At 41.4% G+C, this 23,588-nt stretch carries 21 protein-coding genes and 2 pseudogenes; 13 read left to right on the top strand and 10 right to left on the bottom strand.

Going from position 1 to position 23,588, the window contains the following annotated elements; all coding sequences use genetic code 11:
• Positions 1–6: 6 nt before the first annotated feature.
• Positions 7–873, bottom strand: a complete 867-nt coding sequence (locus V7L12_RS03190; RefSeq protein WP_335082086.1) for an alpha/beta fold hydrolase — start codon at positions 871–873, stop codon at positions 7–9.
• A gap of 200 nt (positions 874–1,073) precedes the next feature.
• On the opposite strand from V7L12_RS03190, the gene V7L12_RS03185 reads away from it, so the two are divergent.
• Genes V7L12_RS03185 through V7L12_RS03175 form a run of 3 tightly spaced genes read left to right on the top strand, consistent with a single transcriptional unit; the run spans position 1,074 to position 3,521 of the window.
• Positions 1,074–1,892 (top strand): DUF1206 domain-containing protein, encoded by an 819-nt coding sequence (locus V7L12_RS03185; RefSeq protein WP_335082084.1) that lies wholly within the window; start codon positions 1,074–1,076, stop codon positions 1,890–1,892.
• Positions 1,893–1,925: 33 nt separating this feature from the next.
• Positions 1,926–3,080 carry a glycoside hydrolase family 10 protein gene (locus tag V7L12_RS03180; RefSeq protein ID WP_335082082.1) on the top strand — a complete coding sequence of 385 codons (1,155 nt, stop codon included), beginning with the start codon at positions 1,926–1,928 and terminating at the stop codon, positions 3,078–3,080.
• 12 nt (positions 3,081–3,092) lie between these two features.
• Positions 3,093–3,521 (top strand): DUF2358 domain-containing protein, encoded by a 429-nt coding sequence (locus tag V7L12_RS03175; RefSeq protein WP_335082080.1) that lies wholly within the window; start codon positions 3,093–3,095, stop codon positions 3,519–3,521.
• Positions 3,522–3,629: 108 nt separating this feature from the next.
• On the opposite strand, the gene V7L12_RS03170 is transcribed toward V7L12_RS03175, so the two are convergent.
• Positions 3,630–4,283, bottom strand: coding sequence for a hypothetical protein (locus tag V7L12_RS03170; RefSeq protein ID WP_335082078.1), 654 nt, complete (start codon positions 4,281–4,283; stop codon positions 3,630–3,632).
• Positions 4,284–4,433: 150 nt separating this feature from the next.
• Positions 4,434–4,666, bottom strand: a pseudogene (locus tag V7L12_RS03165) (cation:proton antiporter); the annotation flags it as partial.
• Between the two features lie 186 nt (positions 4,667–4,852).
• On the opposite strand from V7L12_RS03165, the gene bchM reads away from it, so the two are divergent.
• The 3 genes from bchM to V7L12_RS03150 all read left to right on the top strand — a co-directional run bounded on the left by bchM (position 4,853) and on the right by V7L12_RS03150 (position 6,963).
• Positions 4,853–5,539, top strand: coding sequence for a magnesium protoporphyrin IX methyltransferase (gene bchM, locus V7L12_RS03160; RefSeq protein WP_335082076.1), 687 nt, complete (start codon positions 4,853–4,855; stop codon positions 5,537–5,539).
• Between the two features lie 485 nt (positions 5,540–6,024).
• On the top strand, positions 6,025–6,504 hold the full coding sequence (locus tag V7L12_RS03155) for a hypothetical protein (protein WP_334927539.1): 480 nt from the start codon (positions 6,025–6,027) through the stop codon (positions 6,502–6,504).
• A gap of 78 nt (positions 6,505–6,582) precedes the next feature.
• Positions 6,583–6,963, top strand: a complete 381-nt coding sequence (locus V7L12_RS03150) for a DUF423 domain-containing protein (RefSeq protein WP_335082293.1) — start codon at positions 6,583–6,585, stop codon at positions 6,961–6,963.
• Between the two features lie 387 nt (positions 6,964–7,350).
• Here V7L12_RS03150 and V7L12_RS03145 read toward each other — a convergent pair whose 3' ends face one another.
• Entirely contained in the window at positions 7,351–8,112 is a 762-nt protein-coding gene (locus tag V7L12_RS03145) for a nucleotidyltransferase domain-containing protein (RefSeq protein WP_335082074.1), read from the bottom strand.
• Position 8,113: 1 nt separating this feature from the next.
• Between V7L12_RS03145 and egtC the strand changes: the two genes are divergently transcribed.
• The 5 genes from egtC (at position 8,114) to V7L12_RS03120 (ending at position 12,044) form a co-directional block, all read left to right on the top strand.
• Positions 8,114–8,902 (top strand): ergothioneine biosynthesis protein EgtC, encoded by a 789-nt coding sequence (gene egtC, locus V7L12_RS03140; RefSeq protein ID WP_335082072.1) that lies wholly within the window; start codon positions 8,114–8,116, stop codon positions 8,900–8,902.
• A gap of 346 nt (positions 8,903–9,248) precedes the next feature.
• Positions 9,249–10,283: an L-histidine N(alpha)-methyltransferase gene (egtD, locus tag V7L12_RS03135; RefSeq protein WP_335082070.1), complete on the top strand. Its 1,035-nt coding sequence runs from the start codon at positions 9,249–9,251 to the stop codon at positions 10,281–10,283.
• Positions 10,284–10,590: 307 nt separating this feature from the next.
• Positions 10,591–10,830 (top strand): hypothetical protein, encoded by a 240-nt coding sequence (locus V7L12_RS03130; RefSeq protein ID WP_335082068.1) that lies wholly within the window; start codon positions 10,591–10,593, stop codon positions 10,828–10,830.
• 694 nt (positions 10,831–11,524) lie between these two features.
• Positions 11,525–11,650, top strand: a complete 126-nt coding sequence (locus V7L12_RS33090; RefSeq protein ID WP_334823932.1) for a hypothetical protein — start codon at positions 11,525–11,527, stop codon at positions 11,648–11,650.
• Between the two features lie 268 nt (positions 11,651–11,918).
• The gene (locus V7L12_RS03120; protein WP_334823971.1) at positions 11,919–12,044 is read left to right on the top strand and encodes a DUF4351 domain-containing protein; all 126 of its coding nucleotides are present in this window, start codon (positions 11,919–11,921) and stop codon (positions 12,042–12,044) included.
• A 107-nt stretch (positions 12,045–12,151) separates the two neighbouring features.
• On the opposite strand, the gene ilvB is transcribed toward V7L12_RS03120, so the two are convergent.
• The 3 genes from ilvB to V7L12_RS03105 form a co-directional block, all read right to left on the bottom strand.
• Positions 12,152–14,065: a biosynthetic-type acetolactate synthase large subunit gene (gene ilvB / locus V7L12_RS03115; protein ID WP_335082066.1), complete on the bottom strand. Its 1,914-nt coding sequence runs from the start codon at positions 14,063–14,065 to the stop codon at positions 12,152–12,154.
• A 132-nt stretch (positions 14,066–14,197) separates the two neighbouring features.
• Complete coding sequence (locus V7L12_RS03110) at positions 14,198–15,460, bottom strand: MFS transporter (RefSeq protein ID WP_335082064.1); 1,263 nt, start codon at positions 15,458–15,460, stop codon at positions 14,198–14,200.
• Positions 15,461–15,600: 140 nt separating this feature from the next.
• Positions 15,601–16,194, bottom strand: coding sequence for a hypothetical protein (locus V7L12_RS03105; protein ID WP_335082062.1), 594 nt, complete (start codon positions 16,192–16,194; stop codon positions 15,601–15,603).
• A gap of 465 nt (positions 16,195–16,659) precedes the next feature.
• Here V7L12_RS03105 and V7L12_RS03100 point away from each other — a divergent pair, with 465 nt between their 5' ends.
• Positions 16,660–17,772 carry a ferrochelatase gene (locus V7L12_RS03100; RefSeq protein ID WP_335082060.1) on the top strand — a complete coding sequence of 371 codons (1,113 nt, stop codon included), beginning with the start codon at positions 16,660–16,662 and terminating at the stop codon, positions 17,770–17,772.
• 210 nt (positions 17,773–17,982) lie between these two features.
• On the opposite strand, the gene V7L12_RS03095 is transcribed toward V7L12_RS03100, so the two are convergent.
• The 3 genes and pseudogenes from V7L12_RS03095 to V7L12_RS03090 all read right to left on the bottom strand — a co-directional run bounded on the left by V7L12_RS03095 (position 17,983) and on the right by V7L12_RS03090 (position 20,276).
• Positions 17,983–19,329, bottom strand: coding sequence for a glutamate-cysteine ligase family protein (locus V7L12_RS03095; RefSeq protein ID WP_335082058.1), 1,347 nt, complete (start codon positions 19,327–19,329; stop codon positions 17,983–17,985).
• Between the two features lie 208 nt (positions 19,330–19,537).
• Positions 19,538–19,651, bottom strand: a pseudogene (locus tag V7L12_RS33085) (NADPH-dependent FMN reductase); the annotation flags it as partial.
• A 79-nt stretch (positions 19,652–19,730) separates the two neighbouring features.
• The gene (locus V7L12_RS03090) at positions 19,731–20,276 is read right to left on the bottom strand and encodes an NADPH-dependent FMN reductase (RefSeq protein WP_335082056.1); all 546 of its coding nucleotides are present in this window, start codon (positions 20,274–20,276) and stop codon (positions 19,731–19,733) included.
• Positions 20,277–20,659: 383 nt separating this feature from the next.
• Here V7L12_RS03090 and ftsH point away from each other — a divergent pair, with 383 nt between their 5' ends.
• On the top strand, positions 20,660–22,555 hold the full coding sequence (gene ftsH / locus V7L12_RS03085; RefSeq protein ID WP_335082054.1) for an ATP-dependent zinc metalloprotease FtsH: 1,896 nt from the start codon (positions 20,660–20,662) through the stop codon (positions 22,553–22,555).
• Positions 22,556–23,588: the final 1,033 nt, after the last annotated feature.

Raw genomic sequence — 23,588 nt, 5'->3', positions numbered from 1 at the left:
TTTAGATTAAGTCCTCAGAAATTCTCGCATATATTGATTAACCAATTCCGGCTGTTCTTGCTGCACCCAATGGCCACAATTAGGAATGTACTTGATTTGAAAATCCCTGACATAAGCTGCGGTATCGTAGGTTAGTTCCTTGCCAAGTGCAGTGTCGTTTTCTCCCCATATGATCAGTGTTGGTACTTCCAGAATGCCCCAATTTGGATTTAGCATTCTCTGCTGAAAAACATTGCGGTAGTAGTTCAACATTGCTGTGAGGGCACCGCGTTTTGCAGCAGCATTTTTATATGCGTCAATATCCGCTTTAGTGAAAGCACTCTTGTTAACTGCTGTACCTTTAAAAATTGTTTCAATTGCTTGGTAGTCTGTAGATTGTAATAATAATTCTGGCATCCAGGGTAGTTGAAAAAGGAAGATATAGTAACTTCGCTGCAACTGTTGGGGAGTGCGTAAGCCTTGGGCAAATTTGGCAGGATGAGGCATGTTAAGAATAATTAATCGCTCTACCATTTCGGGATAAGTGTATGCAAAAGCCCAAGCGATCGCACCACCCCAATCATGTCCAACTAATACACATTTTTGGTATCCTAATCCTTTAATTACTCCCTCAACATCTTTGATAAACTCCTTCATTACATAAGCTAATTGCTCATTTGGTTTATCACTATCGTTGTAACCACGTAAGTCAATGGCAACTACTTTAAAATCTTGGGCAAATTCTGGTATTTGATGCCGCCAAGAGTACCAAAACTCAGGAAACCCATGCAACATTAACATTAAAGGGCCTTCGCCTTGGGTAACATAGTGTAGTTTTACCCCATTGTTAGTTGTTATATATTCGTGTTTCCAAGAACTTTCTATTAAAGACATAATTAATCTAAATTCAGCATTAAAAAATACTAAATAATAATACTGTACTTAATAAATTTAATGTTATTTCGAGCAGCCTCACATCTATTAAAAGACAGTATTACGATAGAGATTTTTGGCAAAAAGATAATTTGCCTTGGGGTAGATGTGAATCGTGGGTAAAATTTGGTAAAAGGTAGATATAATTTTCTCCAACTACCATGACACAACAGTTGACAAACCATGCTTCATTGTGGGTTGAGCGACTGGGGCGATTTGGCTATGTTTCCAAGGGAGTAGTTTACGGTATAGTTGGACTACTCGCAGCACAGGCGGCTTTTGGCAGGGGCGGTAGAACAACTGATACCCAAGGCGCTCTCCAAACAATTGTCAATCAGCCATTTGGGGAATTTTTGCTGGCTTTAGTTGCAATTGGCCTAATTGGATACGTAATCTGGCGTTTTGTACAGGCAATTAAAGACCCAGAAAACAAAGGTAATGATGTCAAAGGTTTAGCAGTACGAATTGGTTATGCAGTTAATGGCTTGATTTATGCAAGTTTAGCCTTAAGTGCTGTGCAAATCGTTATGGGTATAGGCAGCGGTAAAAATAGTAGTGATTCTACTGAAGATTGGACAGCACGTTTGCTTTCTCAACCCTTTGGTCAATGGTTAGTCGGAACTTTGGGGGCGTTTGTAATTGCTCTAGGCTTCTATCAGTTTTATCAAGCTTTTAGTGGCAAATTTCGTAAAGAACTCAATTTAACTGAGTTAAACAATACACAAGCTCAATGGGTAATGAGGATTTGCCGATTTGGTTTAGCGGCACGAGGTATAGTATTTTGCATTATCGGCTGGTTTTTAATTCAAGCAGCAAAACAGTCGAACGCCGCTACCGCAGAAGGTTTAGATGAAGTATTACAGACGCTAGCGCAACAACCTAACGGAGCATGGCTTTTAGGTATTGTGGCACTAGGTTTAGTTGCTTATGGGATTTACACAATAATACAGGCGCGGTATCGTCGGGTAGTCAATGTTTAGATGGTGCAATGCTGAGAATTTCAATTTATAAAAATGGCAATAATAGAAACCCGTGGTATCTGGCTGACCACTACTGATAGTAAAGTTCTTAGATCGAAGGAACGCATTGGTGAGGCGATGGATTTGCTTGCCGAGACGGGATTTAATGTGGTGTTTCCCGTTGTTTGGAACAAGGCAGTAACTTTATATCCCAGTCAAACAATGCAGCAGACCTTTGGAGTCGAAATTGACCCGATGTCTGTAGGTCGCGACCCTTTAGAAGAAGTAGTGATTGAAGCGCGGCGAGTTGGGTTGAAAGTTATTCCTTGGTTTGAATACGGTTTTGCCAGTTCCTACAATTTGAATGGTGGTGTACTTTTACAGAAAAAGCCGGAATGGGCTGCGCGTGATTGTAACGGCAACTTACTGAAGAAAAACGGCTTTGAGTGGTTAAATGCCCTCGATGCACAGGTGCAGGAATTCTTCTTAAACTTAGTGCTGGAAGTTGTAAAGAATTACGATGTGGATGGTATTCAAGGAGACGATCGCTTGCCAGCATTACCCTCTGAAGGTGGCTATGATCGGGGAACTGTCAGCCGCTATCGCCAGCAATTCGATCGCAATCCACCACAGAACCATAAGGATAGGCAATGGTTACAGTGGCGTGCAGATATTCTCACTGAGTTTTTGGCGCGTCTCTATCAGGAGGTGAAAGCGGTGAATCCTAACTTATTAGTAGCGATCGCACCTAATATTTATGATTGGGCATTCCAGGAATATCTGCAAGACTCACCCGCATGGCTGAAGCGGGGAATAGTTGATATGATTCAGCCGCAGATTTATCGCCGTGACTTTAAAAGTTATCAGGCGATCGCTGATAAACTGGTAAACCAGCAGTTTGCAGAAGCGACACTGCCGAAGTTAGTACCGGGAATACTGATGAAGCTTGGCTCTTACTGTATTAGTCCAGAATATCTGGTGCAGGCAATTGAATACAATCGTCAACTTGGCATTCAAGGAGAGGTATTCTTTTTTTACGAAGGTTTGCGCGAGAATAACAATACCCTTGCTAAAGTTTTGCGAAATGGGCCTTATGCTAAGTCTGCATCATTTCCTACTCTGTTAGATTTGAGTGCAAGTGGCGTGAGTCACAAGAGGACATCTGCAATTTGGCCAGGAGTGGAAAATTTGTTAAAAAAGATTTTTTAAGGGAAAAGGCGCGTGGAATATAAATTGCCAGTGGAAAAGGTAATTAATACTTTAAAAGAAGATTTACCGACACTTTTTGAAAAAGATATTTCTTATGACATTTATACACAGAATATCTATTTTAAAGACCCGGTGAATACATTCAAATACAAATTTAACTATCGCATTATATTTTGGACTTTACGATTTCACGCTCGGCTATTTTTTACTCAGATTTACTTTGATGTGCATGAAGTTTATCAGTCAGCCGAAGACACGATTTTAGCAAAGTGGACGGTGCGGGGAGTGTTGCGCGTTCCCTGGAAAGCAGGGTTGCTTTTTAATGGCTATTCAACGTATAAACTCAATCAAGATAATTTGATATACGAGCATATCGACACCTGGGATAGAAAGCCAGGAGAGATTTTACGGCAGTTTTTGCAAAGGGAAGGAGATAGCTAGTTAGCTATTATATAGCGCTTTTCGTTGGCGTGAGGTACATCCGTAGGGGCACGGCACTGCCGTGCCCCTACACCCCACTTTATCCACCTGGGAACTGCTATATCTCTTCTATGCTTTTTTGGTAGGTGCATTGATCGCTCGTGCATCTATAATGTTTTGCGATACGTTCGGGATAAACCAATTCACTTCACCGCTTTTCAAGATTTTAGTACCAGCTTGATTGAATTCAATTACCCCAGTATCTGGATTTGTCTTCAAAACTAAGTTAGTTCCATTTGGAACCTTAAGCACAAAGCCACCCGCCAATTCTTGCCCTTGTTTGTCTCTTCCCGAAGTAAGAGCTATAGAGTCATTTGCTAGATAAACTCCCTTACAATTCCATCTATCTTTAGTTGTCTGGCCATTACCCAGAAAATACAGTGCAGCCCCCTCAGAATATTCATCATCGTCAATATCTGGTTCTGGCCCGTAGATAGCTAGAGTCTTACCTGTTTGATTAGTACACTGACCCCAATCAATTCCTGACTCAAAGGCATATTTTTGCAACTCTAACTCATTGATTTTCTGGTCGATTTGCTCCGGTGTATAGCCCTCTAATTGAGTTTGTGTTTTTTCTGCCATTTTCAAAATATTCACTTGTTGAGTCAGTGTTATATAATCAGGATTTTTGCTATATTCCGGGCGATCGGCTAGCGAAGGTTGAGCAAATACTAAACTTGCGAGTAATACAACCACCATCAAAATATATTTTAAGTTTTTCATCTTTTTGTCCCTACTTTTACAAATTGCAGGCTCTACTTGCTCTCTAAAGAGTATTGCCAGCATTATAACTAATGTTAAATATTGAAACTTTGTAATTTTTTTGCCGCAAGTATTTTTGCTTTTCCCTTTTGACTGACTTTGACTCGCACATCACGAATGAAACTCTCCCAACAACACAATTGAACACTTCAATTCTTGAATCATCTGCGTGTCACTTCGCTGACAGCTAATCCCCCGCCTGTGGGATAACGGACGGAACGTAATACTGCTAAATCAAACGCCTGAGCTTCCCGAATTACGACTCTAGCGACATCATCACCTCTGATTGTTTGGATATTTGTATTCACCTGTAACTGGGTTTTAGAAGCGATGTCAGAATTTTGCTTGTTAAGCCAGTACAGCTTCAATTTTGCAGGTCTGGACTGGAATTCAACAGCCTGAGTTACTCTATGTACGTAAGTATCCTTGCTTTTCGGCGAACTATCATCTGGAAAAATCTGGAAGACCGCTCTTATGGGTTCCTATCAATGATAATTTTAAGCATTGGGAACCCCTAAAAATCGAAGTTTATGAACGCAGCCGACGACAAAACGATTGTTCGCGAGTATTTCAATTCCACAGGGTTTGACCGTTGGAAGCGAATCTACGGGGATGGCGAAGTCAACAAAGTCCAATTAGACATCCGCAATGGACACCAGCAAACTGTGGATACAGTTCTCGGTTGGCTGAAGGCTGATAACAATTTATCAGAGCTATCAATCTGTGATGCTGGGTGTGGTGTCGGTAGTCTCAGCATTCCCCTGGCGGTAGATGGTGCCAAAGTCTATGCCACCGATATTTCAGAAAAAATGGTAGAAGAAGGCAGGGATAGAGCAAAGCAAACTTTGGGAAATGCCGAAAATCCCACTTTTGCTGTGCAGGATTTGGAATCATTGAGTGGTAGCTACCATACCGTTATTTGCCTAGATGTTCTCATCCATTACCCTCAAGAAAAAGCCGATGAGATGATATCTCACCTCTGTTCTTTGGCACAGTCGCGGATAATTCTCAGTTTTGCGCCGAAGACCTGCGCCCTGACTATACTCAAGAAAATTGGCAGTTTCTTTCCTGGGCCAAGTAAAGCCACTCGTGCATATTTGCATCGTGAGGCTGATGTGGTAAAAATCTTGGAAAGTAATGGCTTTTCATTGCAACGACGGGCAATGACGAAGACTCGCTTCTATTTTTCTCGGCTACTGGAAGCTACACGCAATTAAGGTTAAAATCGCAGCAAAGGTATAATAAACATCTTGCTGCGATTTGACAATCTCAAAGCTGAGATATGGTAGATATTGCCGTTGGCATCAAGCTTTATTTTTTCTCTAAATAACCGTTGTTCCGCTCTGCATAATCATACATTCTTACAAAGTAAGCGATCGCAGCTGTTCCCAAGAGAATAGTGAAAGCAAATAACCACATTTACGTTTTATTCAGATAAAATTTCTTCTTTGAAGCTTCAACAGAAGATATCAGACTTTTGGGGATGCTGACTCAAAGGGTTTTATAGGTGTATTTAATTTCTTGTTTATTTAGTTTCTCTAATTCCCTAATTTCATACCACAACGGGTGACATTGTATTAACCAACGCTGCACTAATTAGTGTATAAGCTAAAAAACTGTCGCCGGGAGTAGATTGATATATTGGAACCTTTATGAAAGTCAGGTTAAAATCACAAGCAATGTGTAAATCTGAAGTGAAACTATGAAAACTGCTGAAAAATTAGCTGCTGGTTGGCTACTTACACTCGGATTCATGTTTGTAACTCTATCAGCAACAGCGGCATTAGAAAAATTTGCTACACGTAAAGCCATCATAATACCCACGGGTGAGTATGAGTTTAACGCACCGAATGCTACTTATGAAGATAATAATGCTGGTGTTGGTGGTCTAATTTTTGGCGTCCCTACCCTAACACTGGGCACGTGGTTAGCATTGGGATTGTACCGTCAAAGTCGGCAGGAGAAAAAGGCGATTAATCAACAAGTTAGCGATCGCCTGCAATCGATTTTTTATGAGATGCTACAAGAAAATCACGGGCGCGTAACTGTTTTAGGCTTTGCCATGCAGTCACAACTACCCGCAGCCCACGCCAGACAATATTTAGATGAAAAAGCTAAAGAATTCAATGCAAACTTTAAGGTGAACGAAGAAGGGGCTGTATCATATCATTTTGATGTCTAATTATCATTTGTCCTTTGTCATTTGTTATTTACTAATGACCAATGACCAATGACGATCTTCAACTTACGGCTAGGTCTAATGACGCAGATTTTTTTGAGCGTAGCTGCCATTTTAGGCGGTTTGTCAGTTGCTGCTGGTGCTTTTGCTTCCCATGCCTTGCGAGAAAAGATTAGTGAGCGATCGCTAGAAATTTTTGAAACTGGCGCTCGTTACCAAATGTATCATGCTCTAGCACTTTTCTTAGTAGCAATACTAATTAGTCGTACCGAGTCCCCTCAACCTACTCTTGTCACCAGTGGATGGCTGTTTATCATTGGCATTGCTATTTTCTCAGGTAGCTTGTACGCCCTTAGCTTAACCAGTATTAAATCCTTCGGAGCGATTGCACCACTAGGCGGCACAGCCTTGATTGCTGGTTGGGGTGCTTTAGCTTTTGCTGCTTGGAATTTGAAGTTGTAAAAAAGTTAGGAGTTAAGAGTTTTTAACTCCTAACTCCATTTTTTAGAAGCTCATTTACCTCATTGTTACAGCATATTTTATACAAATATGCCATACTTGATTGAGCATTTTAATTCCCACAAGCTGCAAAGGATGAACTCAATTCCTTTCTTTCTAAGTGGGGAAAGTGACTCTTCTGTATGTACAAAAACTAATAAATCAACAAAAATATTTTCTAACAAATAAAATTGACCAATTCATCAATCATAATTTGAACAATGGGCAGAGTTTGCAATCATTTTACCTATTAAAATACAAATAAACTAGTACCGTTATTTAGAGGTAACACAGAATTTAAAATTCCTAATTTTATTTTTTTAAAAAAGCTAGTACTGAGGAGTTAAAAGCTTATAAATTATAGCTCCTTGCTCTCAGGCGGATTAACAAATTATCCAAAGCTGCATTAGCTGAAGGTGTTTCAGGTAATGAGCTATATTGATATGCCTCCTGTAATTTATTACGCAGACGTTCATATTCTCTTTGATGAAAAGCTACATTAATATCTGACAAAATAGACTTTTCTGTACCTGCCAATTTTTGGGCGATCAAATCAGAAATATATGGTAAATTAAAAACCTCATTTAGCTTAATTAAATTAGACTCAACTACTCCTGTTTGCATCAGATAAATCCCAGTTAATAGAACTCGGTAAACATAAAGTAATGGCTTAAGTCGATGCGTATGTTCTTTCTCAAAAAGTTTCCATTCTGTTGCGGCAAAACCAATATAATGGTAACTATGATGACGGGTAATACAATTTTTAGCAATAATTTTTAATTCCTCATGTTCGGGTGAGGTTATTAATATTAAAGGAGAATACAATTGTTCTAACACATAACCATTCTTTTTAAGTAGCATCAAAAAGAATTTTTTGACATCATGAGTTACTAAATCAATTTCTAAAGATTCGCGAACTTCTGAAACTTCAATAGTTTCATTTCTAGTCTGTAATCCCACTACTTCTTGAACTGGTAAAATATGCACACCACGCAAGTCATAATCAGAATCGGCTGAGGGAAAGCCATATAAGTGGGAACCACTGATGACGCTGAATAAAAACGGGTAAGGCTGTTGCCCAATAATTGTGTTAATAGTAGTTGGAATATTCATAATGTGCCGTTTACTTGCTTACCTCGCTTCGCCTATTTCTTTAGAACATATTCTATATAAACCAGAACACTCACTCATCGTCCAGAGTTCTCAACCCCGCGAAATGATCTCTGAGGTGGTAAATGCAGATGGTTTTGGTGTGGGTTGGTATCATAGTCAAAAAAATACCGATCCTTTTATCTACAAAAATACCCTACCTATTTGGAATGATATAAACTTACCCAGTCTCAGCCGTTACGTTGAATCAAAGTGCGTTCTTGCTTATGTCCGCAGTGCTACACCAGGACAAGCCGTAGATTTTGCTAACTGTCAGCCTTTTAACCATCAACAACAGCTATTTATTCACAATGGACGAATCGAAAATTTCCGCAAAACATTACACAGAAAAATTCGCAGCACTTTAACCCAAGAATTTTACGAAAAAATTAATGGCAGTACTGACTCCGAACACATTTTTGCATTGTTACTTTCACAAAGTCAAATTAACAAACATCGACCTCCAGAATATGCTTTACGCACCACATTATTAACGCTTTTAGAGATGGCAAAACGCTATCAAGTAGAAGCCTCACTCAATGTAATTTTTAGTGACGGGCATCGTTTAATAGCTTCTCGTTTTGCTACCACTTCACCGCCTCCATCTCTTTACTGGATACGAGACGATCCGACTTTCCCACAATCCGTAATTATTGTGTCTGAACCTCTATTTCTAGGTAATTGGATTGCTTGCCCAGAAAATAGCATCATTAGTGTGGGAGCAGACTGTGAGATCCAAATTGAGCAAATTTAGTGTAAAAGAGGCTATTTCTCAAGCCTTTGATAAATATCGCTCGAAAACTTTTGCGCTATTCCAGGATATGGACGAAGCCACATTCTCTAGTCAACCTTATTCTGACTCGATCTGCTATTTGCTGGTACTTGGGGCATATTGCCTGTATCGAGTCTTTATCGCCGCTAGAACATAGCACTTAGGCACTTACTGGCTACTATTCTAATAGGAAAATGCGGAAAAATAGCTTGAAAGCTTGAGCTATATTGCTTAGGCATGATTTTATTAGCTATGGCTATGTGTTTCACTGATTGGGGTAAAGGTCTGCTATCAAAGTAACCTATTACGCCAAGCAAACGGAGGTTTCATGTCGATATCTAAAGCTGTTAACAGCAAGGTTACTTCTCAAAATAGCGTTGAAAAACGCTTGCAGATAGAGCGTTTGGTAGGAGCAACTCAAATAGTTGCACCTAGTACTGGGAGTGATGTAGTGAAGGGATTAACTCAAACACCTAAATCTCTACCCCCTTGTTACTTTTATGATGACCGTGGTTCCGATCTGTTTGAGCAAATCTGTGATTTACCAGAATATTATCTTACACGCACAGAAACAACGATTTTACAGCAGTATGCTGGTGAAATTGCCAAGATAACTGGCGTTTGTGAATTGGTAGAACTTGGCAGTGGCAGTTCTAGTAAAACCCGCATTTTACTAGATGCCTACCAGCAACTAGGCTATCCTCTGCATTACCTACCAATTGATGTATGTGCAGGTATGTTGGAAAGTAGTGCCAAGCAGTTATTAGAAGATTATCCCTTACTCCAAGTTTATGCACTAGCGGGAACCTATGAATTAGCCCTTGCAAAACTCCTACCGACGCAATTACCTAGTCGGATGATTTGTTTTATTGGTAGCAGTTTAGGTAATCTTACCCCTGATCAGTGTGATCTGTTCTTCTCTCAAATTACCAATGCTCTACAAGTAGGTGAGTATTTTTTATTGGGGATAGATTTACGAAAGCCAAAACAGATTTTGGAACCAGCTTATAATGACAGCCAGGGAGTGACAGCAGCATTTAACCTCAATATGCTGGAACATTTAAATCAGCGGTTTGAGGGTAACTTTGACACCACCCAGTTTGAACACCGAGCATTTTACAATGAAAGCGAGCATCAAATAGAAATGCATTTATGCAGCCTGCGATCGCAAATTGTAGAATTACGCGCTCTTAATCTTAAGGTTAATTTTGCACTAGGTGAGACTATCCTCACGGAAATTTCCCGCAAATTTGACCTTAATACTATCAAACAGCAACTAACTGCACAAGGTTTATTACCTCTTCATGTGTGGAGAGATCCAAATCAATGGTTTGGCTTAATGCTCTGTCAGCTGCAAGCATAAAGCAAATCAGAGTATGACTCACATATATAGCTGAGGGCTTTTAATTCATGCAAGAAGTATATAGATATGAGTGAAAAAGAATCTAGAGACGTAGCAATGCTACGTCTCTAAAAGGTTTCTGGATAACGCATATTTAATTTCACCAAATCTCTATTGCATACAAACGAGAACAGCTATAGATGATATTCGTCCCACCCCAACAAGAGAGAACAATTAGAATCCCTCTTGCTGGGGTAGTATTTTCACTAGGTAATGTTATATGTAACGTATGAATGCAAATTTCGATCAACCCAAGCAAGTAAACTAAATGTTTAGCCGAACCGCTAATTATTGCTGCATCGAAGGTGTGGGAAAAATTCTGCTGAATATAGGAACCCGTGGACGAGGCTTATTTGCTGTTATATTGGCATTAGTAGCAGAAGAGTTATTAATTGCCTCAGAAAGGAGAGGTGGTTTGCTATTAGTATTAGTAGAATTGGCAAAATCACTCAATTGGGTAGCCAAAGGTGAACTTGAAGATATGGAAGTAACATTCTCAGGATTTTGACTGTTGGTTTTTACCGGAGTTTGAGCTTGAGATGGTGTAACGAGGAAAGTTGAACTTGTTCCTAATACCAGTACGAGTAAATGAGAAATATATTGTTGCATAGGGATTGGTAAAATGGGTTGATAAATATTCAAAGCTTAAAGAAGTTGTGTTTGTTCTCAGTTAGAAATAAAACTGCAATTTTCCAATAGAAATCATGACGCTGTTGTCCAAGAAAACTTGAACACAGTGATTTCCAAATGAACAGACTATTAATGCTTAGTACATTAATTCGCTAACAACAATCTAACTTCCCTCAATCAAGGGGAAGCTAAACTCTCTTTTGTAAAAAGAAAGAGAGCGGTTATTTTAAGACTACTGAATCTGCCTGAAAGAGAAGCAAATAGATACACCTGGAATAATTGACGTTTTTTAATCAACTAAGCCAGCACAACTATTAATATTCTAGTTATATTTAACTTGTTAATAAAAGAGGAATGTTACTGAAATTTTTAAAAAAACTGATTTATATAAAATTAACTATAACTCGCATATTTAACTAACTAAAGCAAAAAGTATATGAACTTTTAATAAAACCTAAGTTTGATGAAGTAGTTTTCAGAATATATCAGCTTGTGTAAACGTTTTAGCTGGTTTACGGTTTGACAAAAATTTGATTACACACCTTTTCAGAGAGGAAATTATGCAATAATCTATGATTTACCAAGACATTCGGATTCTGCAAAAGGGAGAAGAACGAGGAAAGAAAGAGGAGGCGCTACAACTGATTTTGCGTCAGTTAATACTACGCTTTGCTGCAATTGATATCATGTCCGCATAATTAGTTATGATTCCCACAGTCATTGCACCCCACCCCTTAATCCCCTCCCCGCAAGCGGGGAGGGGAGACAAAGCGTAGCTTTGGCGGGGTGGGGTTCTTCGGGTTTGATAAGTAATCAAGCGGACATGATATGAAACAGAGATACAGCAGATTGCAACTTCTCTACGAGAGGCTACGCCAAGGTGAGGTACAGATAATCGTAGGGGCACAACATGTTGTGCCCCTACCCGTGTACTTTATCTACCTGAAATACGCTGTATAACAGCAGATTCGCACATTATCGATTACTCAATTAGAAGAATTAGCTGAGGCGCTGTTAGATTCCAACAGTCAAAGCGATTTAGTGAATTACTTAGGAAATATCTTTTTACCTCAACCTAATCAGGAAGATTAAGCGATGCCTACGCAAGAAGAAAGGGGGCAGGAATTAGGGGGAATTCCTGTATCTTTCTCCCCTTCTCCTTGCTCCCCTACCTCTCTAGTCTGAATTATCAAAAAGCGTTACAGCTTTGTCCCACACTCAGCGCAAAAATTGTGGGTAGGAGCATTTTTAGCATTGCAATGGCTACAATACACTGGCTCAGCTGCCGCTTTCGGTGCTTGCTTCTGTAAGCCGACCATTTGAGCGTTGCTCTTACCAGGGGCTACCATTGGATAGCAGTTTTCGTCTCTGGTGACGTGGACATTTAAGATTACTGGCCCTTTGTGTGCCAGCATTTCGGCGATCGCATCTTTTAATTGACTGCGATCGCTGATTACCATGCCCTTAATGCCATAAGCTTTTGCCAATAACTCTACGTCTGGCATTCCTACTTCCATATCGGAGCATGAGTAACGTTCACCATAGAAGGCTTGCTGCCACTGGCGCACCATCCCTTGCCAGCCGTTGTTGATAATTATTGTCTTGACATTTATTCCATACTGTGAAATTGTTCCTAGTTCCTGTAAACACATTTGGAAACTAGCATCACCGCTAATACAGATGACTTCTTCATCAGGAAACGCCACTTTCGCGCCCATTGCCGCAGGTAAGCCAAAACCCATCGTTCCTAAACCAGCGCTAGAAATCCAGCGCCTTGGGCCATTCTTCAGGAATTGTGCTGCCCACATTTGATGTTGTCCGACATCTGTGGTGTAGAAAGCGTGGGGTGCTTGGCTATTGACTTCTACAATTACTTCTTGGGGTGAAATGCTGTCGGGATGCTGCGGCACTATTAGAGGATACTCTTCGCGCCAACGGTTAACTAGATTCAGCCACTCTTGGTTTTGATTAGGGGTAGCCTTAATCCCTGTTTCTTGACAGCGACGCAACAAGTCTACTAACACATTCCGCACATCGCCGACGATGGGCACTTCGGGAATGCGGTTTTTGCCGACTTCTGCTGGGTCGATGTCGATGTGAATTACTTTGGCGCGGGAGGCGAATTCGTCTAACTTACCTGTAACGCGATCATCAAATCTAGCTCCGACGCAAATCAGCAAGTCACAATCACTAACGGCGAAGTTAGCGTAAGCAGTGCCGTGCATCCCCAACATTCCCAAAGCTAGGGGATGATGTTCATCAAAGGCACCGATCCCCATTAAGGTTGTGGTGACGGGGATATCGAATAATTCAGCTAGTTGTTTGATTTCTTCATGGGCACCAGCGGCGATCGCACCACCACCCACATACAATAGCGGACGGCGACTTTCAGTAATCAACTGGATCGCGGCATGAATTTGCCGGGGATTTCCCTTTACAGTGGGACGATAACCGCGTAGCTTTACTGAACCTGGTTTTACAGGTACATAGTCAAATTCTTCTAAAGCTACATCCTTGGGGACATCAATCAAAACTGGCCCCGGACGCCCAGTGCTAGCGATGTGGAATGCTTCGGCGACAATTCGCGCCATATCTTTAGGATCGCGCACCACATAAGAGTGCTTCACGATTGGTAGGGTAATCCCGTAAATATCAGTTTCCTGAAACGCATCTGTACCAATCGACGGACGTGCTACCTGTCCTGTAACCACAATCATCGGGATTGAATCCATGTAGGCGGTGGCGATGCCTGTCACCAAGTTAGTTGCTCCTGGCCCAGAAGTACCAAAGCATACTCCTACTTTGCCTGTAGCACGGGCATAACCATCAGCGGCGTGGGCTGCGCCTTGCTCGTGTCTCACGAGAATGTGCTTCATAGCACCAGTTGCTTCCACCTTATATAGGTCATCGTAAATTGGTAGAATTGCCCCACCAGGATAACCAAAAATATAATCAACCCCGTGGCGATGAAGGCTGTCAAGCAGAGCAAAACCGCCAGATGATCGTTTGGGCACGACTGGCGGACTAGAGACACGAGACTGTTTGTGATTCTCGGTTTGTGGGAGACTAATTGGGGAAAGCGATTCTCCTACGGAGACACTTAGTGAACGCACGGCCAAACCTCAGACTATAGCTAACATTAATGCTGAATTCTGTAGTTAAGATTTCATTTTAATTGAAAACTTCAATCAAAATCTTATTAATTTTTATATTAGATATAAAGCTAGATTATTAGCTTACATTAGTTAAATTACGTCTTGCAAGACATTGCGGGTATTTTTCCAAGCCCAAATACCAACAACCACAACAACAATACTCATTGCTACCAGTACAAATCGCAAGCCCAGAGCATCAGTTAATGGCCCAGTAATCGCCAGAGGTAATGCTAGAGCGATGTTGACGGCATGATTTTGAAAGCCAAATACTTTACCGTGCATGGTAGGTGGTGTTTGCTGTTGAATTAAAGTTTGCATGGGTACACCAATTAAGGCAGCACCTACACCCAAAAATGCACAAAGTCCTAGCGCCAGCAATAAGTTGTGCGTAAAAGTGAACACCCCTAAAACTAGTGCCATCATCAAAAATCCAATTAAAGGTAGGGGCTTGCGATGCAATTTCTGACCCCAGTTACCTAAAATTGCTGCACCAAATACCATACCCACCCCTGCTGCTGCCAAGAAAAAGCCAAACTGTTTTTCTTTTAGACCAAACTCCTCAGCTAATCGAATCGTCAGCACCGTTAAGGCTGCAAACACACAATATAAAGTTGTCAGTTGCAGCATGGCGTTCAAGATCAAAGGGTTTTTCTTGAGATAGCGCAGGCTCTCGGTGAATTCAGCCCAAGGGTGATTTGATACCCGATGTTCCTTTGGTCGTTTGGGTTCTTTAAACTTTATTGGCTGCATAATCGCAGCTGATAATATGTATAGTCCACCAACCACAAACTCTTGACCGTATTCTTCTCCCATCCAACTTTTCGCCAAACTCAAAATCGGCTCTCCTATTGCAAAGCCAACAATTAAAGCTCCCATCATCGTGCTGCTAAACAGCGCATTGGCTGCCAACAAATTTTCTCGCTTCACCAACAAGGGAATCGCTGCTTGCTCGGCTGGTGCAAAAAACTGCGTCACTGTGGAAATGGCAAAAGTCAGGATTAACAGAATCAGGAACTGTCGTGGCAATAAGGGAAGACACAGCGTCAATATTCCCCGTACAATATCTGATCCGACCATAATCAGCTTTTTTGGCAAGCGGTCAACAAAGATACCCCCGGCAGATCCGAACAAAATTGCTGGTATTGTAAACGACAGCATTAAGGTTGAGTACATCGAGTTTTGTGCCAACCCTGGAAGCGGTGGGTAGTTCTCCAGCAGAGAAATCAGCAAAACGAAGAAGACCTTATCTGCTAACTGGGATAGCAGTTGCCCAATCCACAGGAGCATAAAACCACGGTTTTTTAGCAGTGCGCCAAAGCCGTTATTAACAGCAGCCGGTTCAGTTGGAAACATTAGATACTTTTTTTGGGTAGATGGGACATAGGGCATGGGGCATGGGGCATGGGGTATAGTTTTTCTTGACTCTCACCTGTAACCTTTTCCCTTGATCACTCCTCACTCCTAACTCCTGTTTACTTACTCCATTGTCCGGATTAATTTGCTTCATAGTGCTTTAACAGCATAAGCAAAAACTCAGTTGCTGTCAGACGACCTTTGGGTGGAATAATCTCAATGGACGAATCTACCCAACAGCCTTGTACAGTTTGGGGAGATTTCCAAATGGACAAATGATCGACTGCTGGTTCTGCATAAAAGTTATTTTGCCCATTACCAAGCAAACTAGAACTCCAATGGGTAAAATAATCATGACTCATCCGATGAATAGGAAAATTCCCTTGTAGTAGTACTCCCCATCCATCTATAGCAATAAACGCTTTGACACGACCACCCAAGAGTTGCCACAAATGTGCTGCTCCTATTGCCCCAACTACGCCAGCACTAAAGCTAATGAATATAATTGGTGATTCTAGAGAGTTGGTCAAGCGATACCTGCGGTGAGCTACGCTAACGCGCAAAAACTGCAAAATGTGCAATGCTGATAAAACCAAAACATCTTTACCTGGATAAACCAGTATATTTGCGGTACTAGGAGCGATCGCGCTATTAGAAACTAAATCTAACAATCCTACTCTGAAGCTTTCAGTTAAGTCTGGCTCATGAATTCCAGGGCAAATAATTATATTCATCTGTCTATTCCAAAAATTGGGTATTGGGCAGTAGACTTCTTGCATGAATCAATGAGCTTTCACCCTAAATCCCTCTTTCAAGGGAGAGGGACTTTTAAATTGCCTCTCCCTTAGGAGAGGGCGAATTTTGTATTTGTGCAAGAGACTCCATCAGCTGCGCTCACAAGGAACAATGAAAATAATCTGAGAATGATTTTGCGTTGTTTCAGCCTCTATTTTCAAGGCAGGTCTAATAAGTCTAATGTCAAGTTTTTAAACCGCTTCAAAATTTCCATCCCCTGTTGGGTATTTATGCAAGAAGTGTATTAAGCCACGTAAATTTTATACGTCTTTTGACTTATTATTTTCATTTTTGCACCTATCCTATCCCCCCGGATGGGATAATAAGTTACTATAAGGGACAATGGGTAAGCTATTCCCTAACTTTATATCTCTCTGCACTCTGGTTATATTGAGGAACTAATTGTGGTTGCCACGCCGGAAAAAGTACAACACACCCACGAGCATCTATCAGGTAAAGACCGTGTAGCCGTACTGCTTATGGGCTACGGCGAAGTCGAAAGCTACGAAGATTTCGCCAACTATAACGAACAAGCTTTAAATCTCCTGACAGCAAAGTTCGCACCAGTGCCAACTTGGATTTATCCCCCCCTAGCGAAACTTTTGGCGCTATTTGACCGCCATGAGTGGGGACACACACACCACGATTTTATCTCCCCACACAACGCCATCTTTGAGCAGCAGCGGGCTGGAATTGAGAAGCAATTACAAGAAAAATGGGGCGATAATGTCCAAGTTTTCAAGGCTTTCAACTTCTGCGCTCCTTTTCTACCCAATCAAGTCTTGGCAGAAATCAAAAACCAAGGCTTTGAGAAGCTACTAATTTACCCACTGCTGGTTGTTGATTCGATCTTTACTAGTGGTATTGCGATCGAGCAAGTTAACAATGCTCTGGTTGAGTTAAGTGATGGTGAAGAACACTGGGTTAAAGCACAGCGCTACATTCCTTCTTTCTTCAACGAACCAGCTTACATCGATTTGATGGCTCATCTGGTTGAGGAGAAAATTGCTGAGTTAGCAACAGCTTATCTCCCTTCTCAAATCGGTATTGTGCTCATGAACCACGGCTGTCCCCATAAAGCTAAAGGCTTTACTTCTGGGATTGCCGAAAGTGAAGCAATGTACGATTTAGTTCGGGATAAGTTGATTAATCGCTATCCTTTAATCTCGGTGGGTTGGCTCAATCATGACACACCCTTAATTGATTGGACACAGCCAAACGCCGAGCAAGCTGCAAATAACCTGATTCAATTAGGTGCAAAAGTGGTAATTTTTATGCCAATTGGCTTTGCCACAGAAAACCACGAAACTTTATTGGATGTACACCATATCATCCATGCTTTGGAAAAACACAATCCTGGTACGAACTACGTACAAATGGCTTGTGTCAACGACCATCCAGAATTCTTGGCTATGGCAGCCCAATGGGCTGATGGTCATATTGCCCAGCTGTTGTCAGACCAAACTTTGGCAGTTAATCCCCAATTAGCTGGGCATCATCACCACCACCATCATTAAGTTTTGTAGAGTAGGCAAAGCTTTGCCCACCTTACATTTATGGTGTATTCAGTTGACACTCCCACGCTTCAAGGCGTGGGATTTTTGCTCTAAAACTGCGCTTTCTCTTTGCCTTACTTAGGTCTTATATCTTCATATCGCACCGTTGCAGACGCCTCCTCAAGCTTAAATTTCCATCTGCCCCACGCTAGTAACATATAATTATTTTTTTTAATACTGCTGTAGTAACAATCGTTCATCAGTATCCAACGCTGCTAGGGGATTTTCTGTGTCTATCCATGAAACCTGTGCTTCTAGCTTGTCACAACAAGAGCGCACTAAATGCAAACCAGCATCTAATGGAAGTTGAGCAGTTGTCTGTGTAAACTCTTGCAATATCCCAGCTTCTACCGTCTGATAGCGATCGAGGTGTTTGCTCAATTTTGTTAGAAAATTTGCTCCTTCGCCACCCTCTGCGCTGGCAAACTGCAAAATTGAATCGACGTAAGCCTTAACTTTGGGATTCTTAACTCCCTCTGTAGCTGAGGTATAGAGCAGTTCACCATTTAGATATTCAAAATCTGGTACATACAGACTAGAGCCAACTAGTTCAAATATCTGCGTTTCTTTAGCTGGTCTAACCGTTAACTTCTCCCGCCTGACTCGATTAGCGGCCTTCTCAAGCAATGTAATTACAGCTAAAGTTACCGATGGATAGTTACTATCTATACATCTAATTTCAACAGTGCCGAGTTTGTTGAGTCTAATTGGATTCCAAGCTGACTTGAGTAAGCTGACTTCTGCTTCTAATATCAGGTTTGGTTCAATTCCGGCTTTTTCCATCGCTTGCAACCAAGCATAGTAACGAGCAAAGTGCTCTTCAACTAAACCCTCTACACTTAATGCATAAGGCATGAGTCCGCCGACAGACTGTAAATGAGTGTAAACTCCTTCCCAGCCAAAGGTTTCACTACCTCGATAACGAATTGTGTGCGCGGCTAGCCCGATCGCCTGTCCTTCATAATAGGGACACGCCCGCGTCAGGGAAATGAGTGCTGAGTCGCAAGCTGTAGCTAAATTATAGATATTTAGTAGTTCTTCTCGCTCTGCTGATGTCGAGTTGTAGGAGACTGCAACACTAGGGTCAATTACCCCAGGCGGGACTTCCAAATGCAGGTGTGTACCTGTACATTTGGCGGCGTGCAAGAATTTCTCATAGCCGACAGTCCGCGCTTGGATATGGTAATTAGGGTGATCGCGCATAACTGGTGTAATATGCAAAGGGTAGCTAGACAGAGGGTAAAGGCGTAAACCCATCTGTTGCGCCACACAAAGCGCCAATTTGAGATTTTTGAGATAAACTTTTGCTAGTTCTGTACCAGTGTCAGCAGGAGGTGTGTTAATTTCTACCATGCTTTTGACGAACTCTGGCACAAAGTACTTTGGGTCTAAACCTTGTGTTTGCGCCATTAAGTGACAATCTTTCAAAAACTCATCGGCGCGATCGCTTAAGTTACCAGCCTCATCTACTAGAAAAAATTCTTGCTCAAGACCGATACGACGCTTTACTACATTCATCTAAACCTCCGCAAGGGTAATCCCGCCACCGTTCACAAACTAATATACTTGCTCTGGGTTTATCTTTGTTTCAAATCTACCAATGTGAGTAATTTAGATCAGTTGCGTCAAATTTACCAGTTAGCACTACCTGAGACACAGCCATTCACTGTAGATCCCCTTACACCTTCTTAGAGAGCTATATTAAAGGTTTGCCCTTTATATAGCATAGCTTGCCTTTAGGACTGAAAGCACCCCAAGCTTGTGCGATCGCAATTTGTTCTGGAATTACCTAACCGTGTACCCAACGAATTACCCGTAGGTCATTTAAAGCATTACTATTAAACTATTAATCCCCAACTAGCTGGGAATCACCACAATTGAGTTTAGTAGGGTGGGCAAAGCTTTGACCACCATACTAACTAATTTACGCCCCGCAGCTTGCGAGTATTCTCAACTAAACTCTGAGCAAATTCATCGAATCTTTGAGAGAGTTTCTCATCTACTAGCTTGCCTTCAGGACTGAAAGCACCCCAAGCTTGTCCGATCGCAATTTGTTCAGGGATAGACCAACAATGAACCCATCTGGTAATTAACCGTAGTTCGTTTAGAGCGTTGCTATTAGACTGACCACCCAAAACACTAATAAATCCTGCTACTTTATCAGATAGTTGATCAAAACTCATTAAATCCAGGGCATTTTTTAGGACACCACTAACGCCACCATGATACTCAGGTGTCGCTAAAATTAACCCATCAGCCTGACTAACTGTATCTTGCAACCGCTGAACATCTGGATACTCTGGATACTCCTTTGCGCCAGTGCAAAATGGTAGCTGTAACTGCCGTAAATCGAGAATTTCTACCTCTGCACCTACAGCTTCAACCCTTTGCGCTGCGACTTCTAAAGCAACCTGGGTATAAGAATTGGGCCTTAAACTACCACCAATGCCAATAATTTTCACCATAATTAACCCACAAACTACTAACTAGCTACTATTATCAGATTTCTTAAAAAGCGGAATCGTTATGACTATGCTTATCTTAGCGATTTGTGCCAGAATGTGTCAAATTAATATCTACTGGGGAGCAGGGGAGAAGTTGCAGTAAGTTTTTCCCTGTGCCCCTCTGCGCCTCTGTCTCTTATGCCCAATGCCCAGTCTTAACAGCTGCATCAATCTAGATAACCCTCGCTCAACTTTATGTAATAGCCTGAAGAAACTTGGGAATGCTTTTGTGTGGAAGTTAGACTAGATAAGAAAAGTGTAATTTCCAGTTATTACAATTTTTGATAGAAGAATAGGCATAAAACCAGCGCTTAACTTGTGCCAGCAGACAAAGGGTAATTATTATGACAAATTTGGGAAAAAAAGCATTGATAAAAAGGCAGTCCTCAAAGCGCGTTGCTTGGTTTGGTGGAATCGCTGCTAGTCTGATTATGTTGCCAGGAATTTTCGGAAGTACTCCTGTCATGGCACAAAAAGCAGAAACCACCTCGCTAAATTATGGTGATTTGATCAAGAAAGTGAAGGCGGGAGAAGTCGAGAAAGTAGAGCTTGACGAAACCGAACAGCTAGCAAAGGTTTATCTCAAGGGGCAAAAAGATAATACACCACCGCAACAGGTGAGACTTTTGGCGCAAAACACAGAGTTAGTCAACATTCTCAAAGACAAGAATGTTGATTTTGGCGAAGTTTCCTCTGCGAACAGTCGAGTGGCTGTTGGACTGTTGATTAATTTGATGTGGATTTTGCCACTGGTGGCTTTAATGCTATTGTTCCTCCGGCGCTCTACTAATGCTTCTAGCCAAGCGATGAATTTCGGCAAATCCAAAGCTCGCTTCCAAATGGAGGCAAAAACTGGAGTGAAATTTGAAGATGTCGCTGGGGTTGAAGAAGCTAAAGAAGAACTCGAAGAAGTTGTGACTTTCCTGAAACAGCCAGAAAGATTTACCGCTGTAGGCGCACGGATTCCCAAAGGAGTGCTGTTAATTGGCCCCCCTGGTACTGGTAAAACTTTACTAGCAAAAGCGATCGCAGGTGAAGCGGGTGTACCATTCTTCAGTATTTCCGGTTCAGAATTTGTGGAAATGTTCGTTGGCGTGGGTGCATCTCGCGTGCGCGACCTTTTCAAGAAAGCCAAAGATAATGCCCCTTGTCTAATATTTATCGATGAAATTGACGCAGTAGGTAGACAACGGGGCGCTGGTATCGGTGGCGGTAACGACGAGCGCGAACAAACCCTCAACCAACTGCTCACCGAAATGGATGGTTTTGAAGGTAACACAGGCATCATTATTATTGCTGCCACTAACCGCCCAGATGTTTTAGATACAGCGTTGCTCAGACCGGGACGCTTTGACAGACAAGTGATGGTCGATCCCCCCGATCTTAAAGGGCGACTGGAAATTTTGAAAGTCCACGCGCGGAATAAAAAAATTGATCCTAGCGTATCATTAGAAGCGATCGCTCGCCGCACTCCTGGTTTTACCGGTGCAGACTTAGCTAATTTACTCAACGAAGCTGCCATTCTCACGGCTAGGAGACGCAAAGAAGCTGTCACCCTTTTAGAAATTGATGCTGCTGTGGATAGAGTCGTTGCAGGTATGGAAGGTACCGCTTTAGTAGACAGCAAGAGCAAGCGCTTGATTGCCTATCATGAAGTTGGACATGCTTTAGTTGGTACATTCCTCGAAGACAAAGGGCATGACCCTGTGCAAAAAGTTACACTCATCCCACGGGGACAAGCACTGGGATTAACTTGGTTTACTCCCAACGAAGAACAGGGGTTAATTTCCCGTTCTCAACTCAAAGCCAGGATTACTGCTACTTTGGGTGGTCGCGCCGCCGAGGAAATTGTTTTTGGTAAGCCAGAAGTGACCACAGGTGCAGGTAATGACCTGCAACAAGTTACAGGAATGGCGCGGCAGATGGTGACACGCTTCGGGATGTCAGAATTAGGCCCATTGTCACTAGAAAATCAGAGTGGAGAGGTATTTTTGGGACGTGACTGGATGAATAAATCAGACTATTCTGAGGAAATTGCTGCCAAAATTGATTCACAGGTGCGCGAAATTGTTAACAATTCCTACATTAGAGCAATAGAACTGTTGCAAGAAAACCGCATAGTTTTGGAGCGTTTAGTAGATTTGTTAATAGAACAGGAAACAATTGAAGGTGATGCATTCCGCAAAATTGTTGCTGACAATACCCAGGTAGCCGATGCACAAGTGGCTGTACCTCATTAGGGAATAGTTGACACTCTCTAGTACACTGTGCTGGAAGTTTGCCTACCATTAACAAGAGGATTTACGCTGTGCTGTACTAGTGAAAATCCAAAGATTTAGATTCCCGACTTTTTTAAAAAGTCGGGAATTTTCTTGAACAAAAGTCACAAGTGCGATCGCAAACGATCTCCATAAGAATCTCTTGGCGTAGACAGTATCAATTTTCGCTAATTATTGCTGTAAGTCAAGCTGGTAAAGAAACAGGAAGTGCAAAGTCAAATCAAGCGCTACATTTTGCGTAACTGTCTCTTTAAGTTCAGTAATTCACACTACAGATGTATTATTACACCAAGGCAAATCTTCCATAGCAATGCTAATTTATACAGAAATAACTTTGACTTAAATTTTACAGGTAGACAACCTTGTGAGACAGACAATTGCGACTCTTTGAGCATTTTATTTGGTTAAGATCAAAACCATCTAGAAAATCTAAAATTTTGCTGAAAGATACGGATAACTTCTATTTTTTCAACGCTCTTAAAAAATATCAACCTGATACTTTGTTATACTCCATGAATAGACTATATTTTGATAATCAAGTACAGATATCATATAGAAAAGAAGATTTAGATATAGCAAATCAAATAATTATTAATTCAGAAATTACATCAATAAAGTTCATATTTTTCAGAATAGCTTTATGGCACCTAATATTTTCTATTATTACTATTCCATTTTCATTACTGATTAGTGTATTGCTACATAGTAAATTATAAGTTCTAAGCATCCTACGCGGGAGTGGACAGGCTGTACTGAAAAATTTAGTTTAAAGTGTATTTTTAAGACAAAAGATAAATGCTTTCGCACAAGTATTGATTATGCTGCGAGAAAAGCTTAAGCTTTCTTAAATCGAGAATCCCCCGATAAAGATTGCCCAAAACTTTCCATTACTCTCGCTGGAACAAGTTTATGATGAGATCGCCTTCTATCTTGCCAACAAAGTATGACGGCTCGGCTACTTTTTTGGATTAAATTGTCACAGGTTACAATAATA

It is taken from the genome of Nostoc sp., assembly GCF_036918245.1.
Classification (GTDB): Bacteria; Cyanobacteriota; Cyanobacteriia; order Cyanobacteriales; family Nostocaceae; genus Nostoc.
The sequence above is the reverse complement of the archived record's forward strand: the minus strand, read 5'-3'. Positions and strand labels throughout refer to the sequence as shown.

Bases quoted from the DNA above. Each gene is read 5' to 3' on its own strand.
- V7L12_RS33090 (WP_334823932.1), top strand. From the start codon at position 11,525: ATGATTTACCAAGACATTCGGATTCTGCAAAAGGGAGAAGAACGAGGA.
- V7L12_RS03155 (WP_334927539.1), top strand. From the start codon at position 6,025: ATGAAAACTGCTGAAAAATTAGCTGCTGGTTGGCTACTTACACTCGGA.
- egtC (WP_335082072.1), top strand. From the start codon at position 8,114: ATGTGCCGTTTACTTGCTTACCTCGCTTCGCCTATTTCTTTAGAACAT.
- bchM (WP_335082076.1), top strand. From the start codon at position 4,853: ATGAACGCAGCCGACGACAAAACGATTGTTCGCGAGTATTTCAATTCC.
- egtD (WP_335082070.1), top strand. From the start codon at position 9,249: ATGTCGATATCTAAAGCTGTTAACAGCAAGGTTACTTCTCAAAATAGC.
- V7L12_RS03190 (WP_335082086.1), bottom strand. From the start codon at position 873: ATGTCTTTAATAGAAAGTTCTTGGAAACACGAATATATAACAACTAAC.
- V7L12_RS03170 (WP_335082078.1), bottom strand. From the start codon at position 4,283: ATGAAAAACTTAAAATATATTTTGATGGTGGTTGTATTACTCGCAAGT.
- ftsH (WP_335082054.1), top strand. From the start codon at position 20,660: ATGACAAATTTGGGAAAAAAAGCATTGATAAAAAGGCAGTCCTCAAAG.
- V7L12_RS03130 (WP_335082068.1), top strand. From the start codon at position 10,591: ATGTTTAGCCGAACCGCTAATTATTGCTGCATCGAAGGTGTGGGAAAA.
- V7L12_RS03150 (WP_335082293.1), top strand. From the start codon at position 6,583: ATGACGCAGATTTTTTTGAGCGTAGCTGCCATTTTAGGCGGTTTGTCA.
- V7L12_RS03180 (WP_335082082.1), top strand. From the start codon at position 1,926: ATGGCAATAATAGAAACCCGTGGTATCTGGCTGACCACTACTGATAGT.
- V7L12_RS03145 (WP_335082074.1), bottom strand. From the start codon at position 8,112: ATGAATATTCCAACTACTATTAACACAATTATTGGGCAACAGCCTTAC.
- V7L12_RS03185 (WP_335082084.1), top strand. From the start codon at position 1,074: ATGACACAACAGTTGACAAACCATGCTTCATTGTGGGTTGAGCGACTG.
- V7L12_RS03110 (WP_335082064.1), bottom strand. From the start codon at position 15,460: ATGTTTCCAACTGAACCGGCTGCTGTTAATAACGGCTTTGGCGCACTG.
- V7L12_RS03095 (WP_335082058.1), bottom strand. From the start codon at position 19,329: ATGAATGTAGTAAAGCGTCGTATCGGTCTTGAGCAAGAATTTTTTCTA.
- V7L12_RS03090 (WP_335082056.1), bottom strand. From the start codon at position 20,276: ATGGTGAAAATTATTGGCATTGGTGGTAGTTTAAGGCCCAATTCTTAT.
- V7L12_RS03105 (WP_335082062.1), bottom strand. From the start codon at position 16,194: ATGAATATAATTATTTGCCCTGGAATTCATGAGCCAGACTTAACTGAA.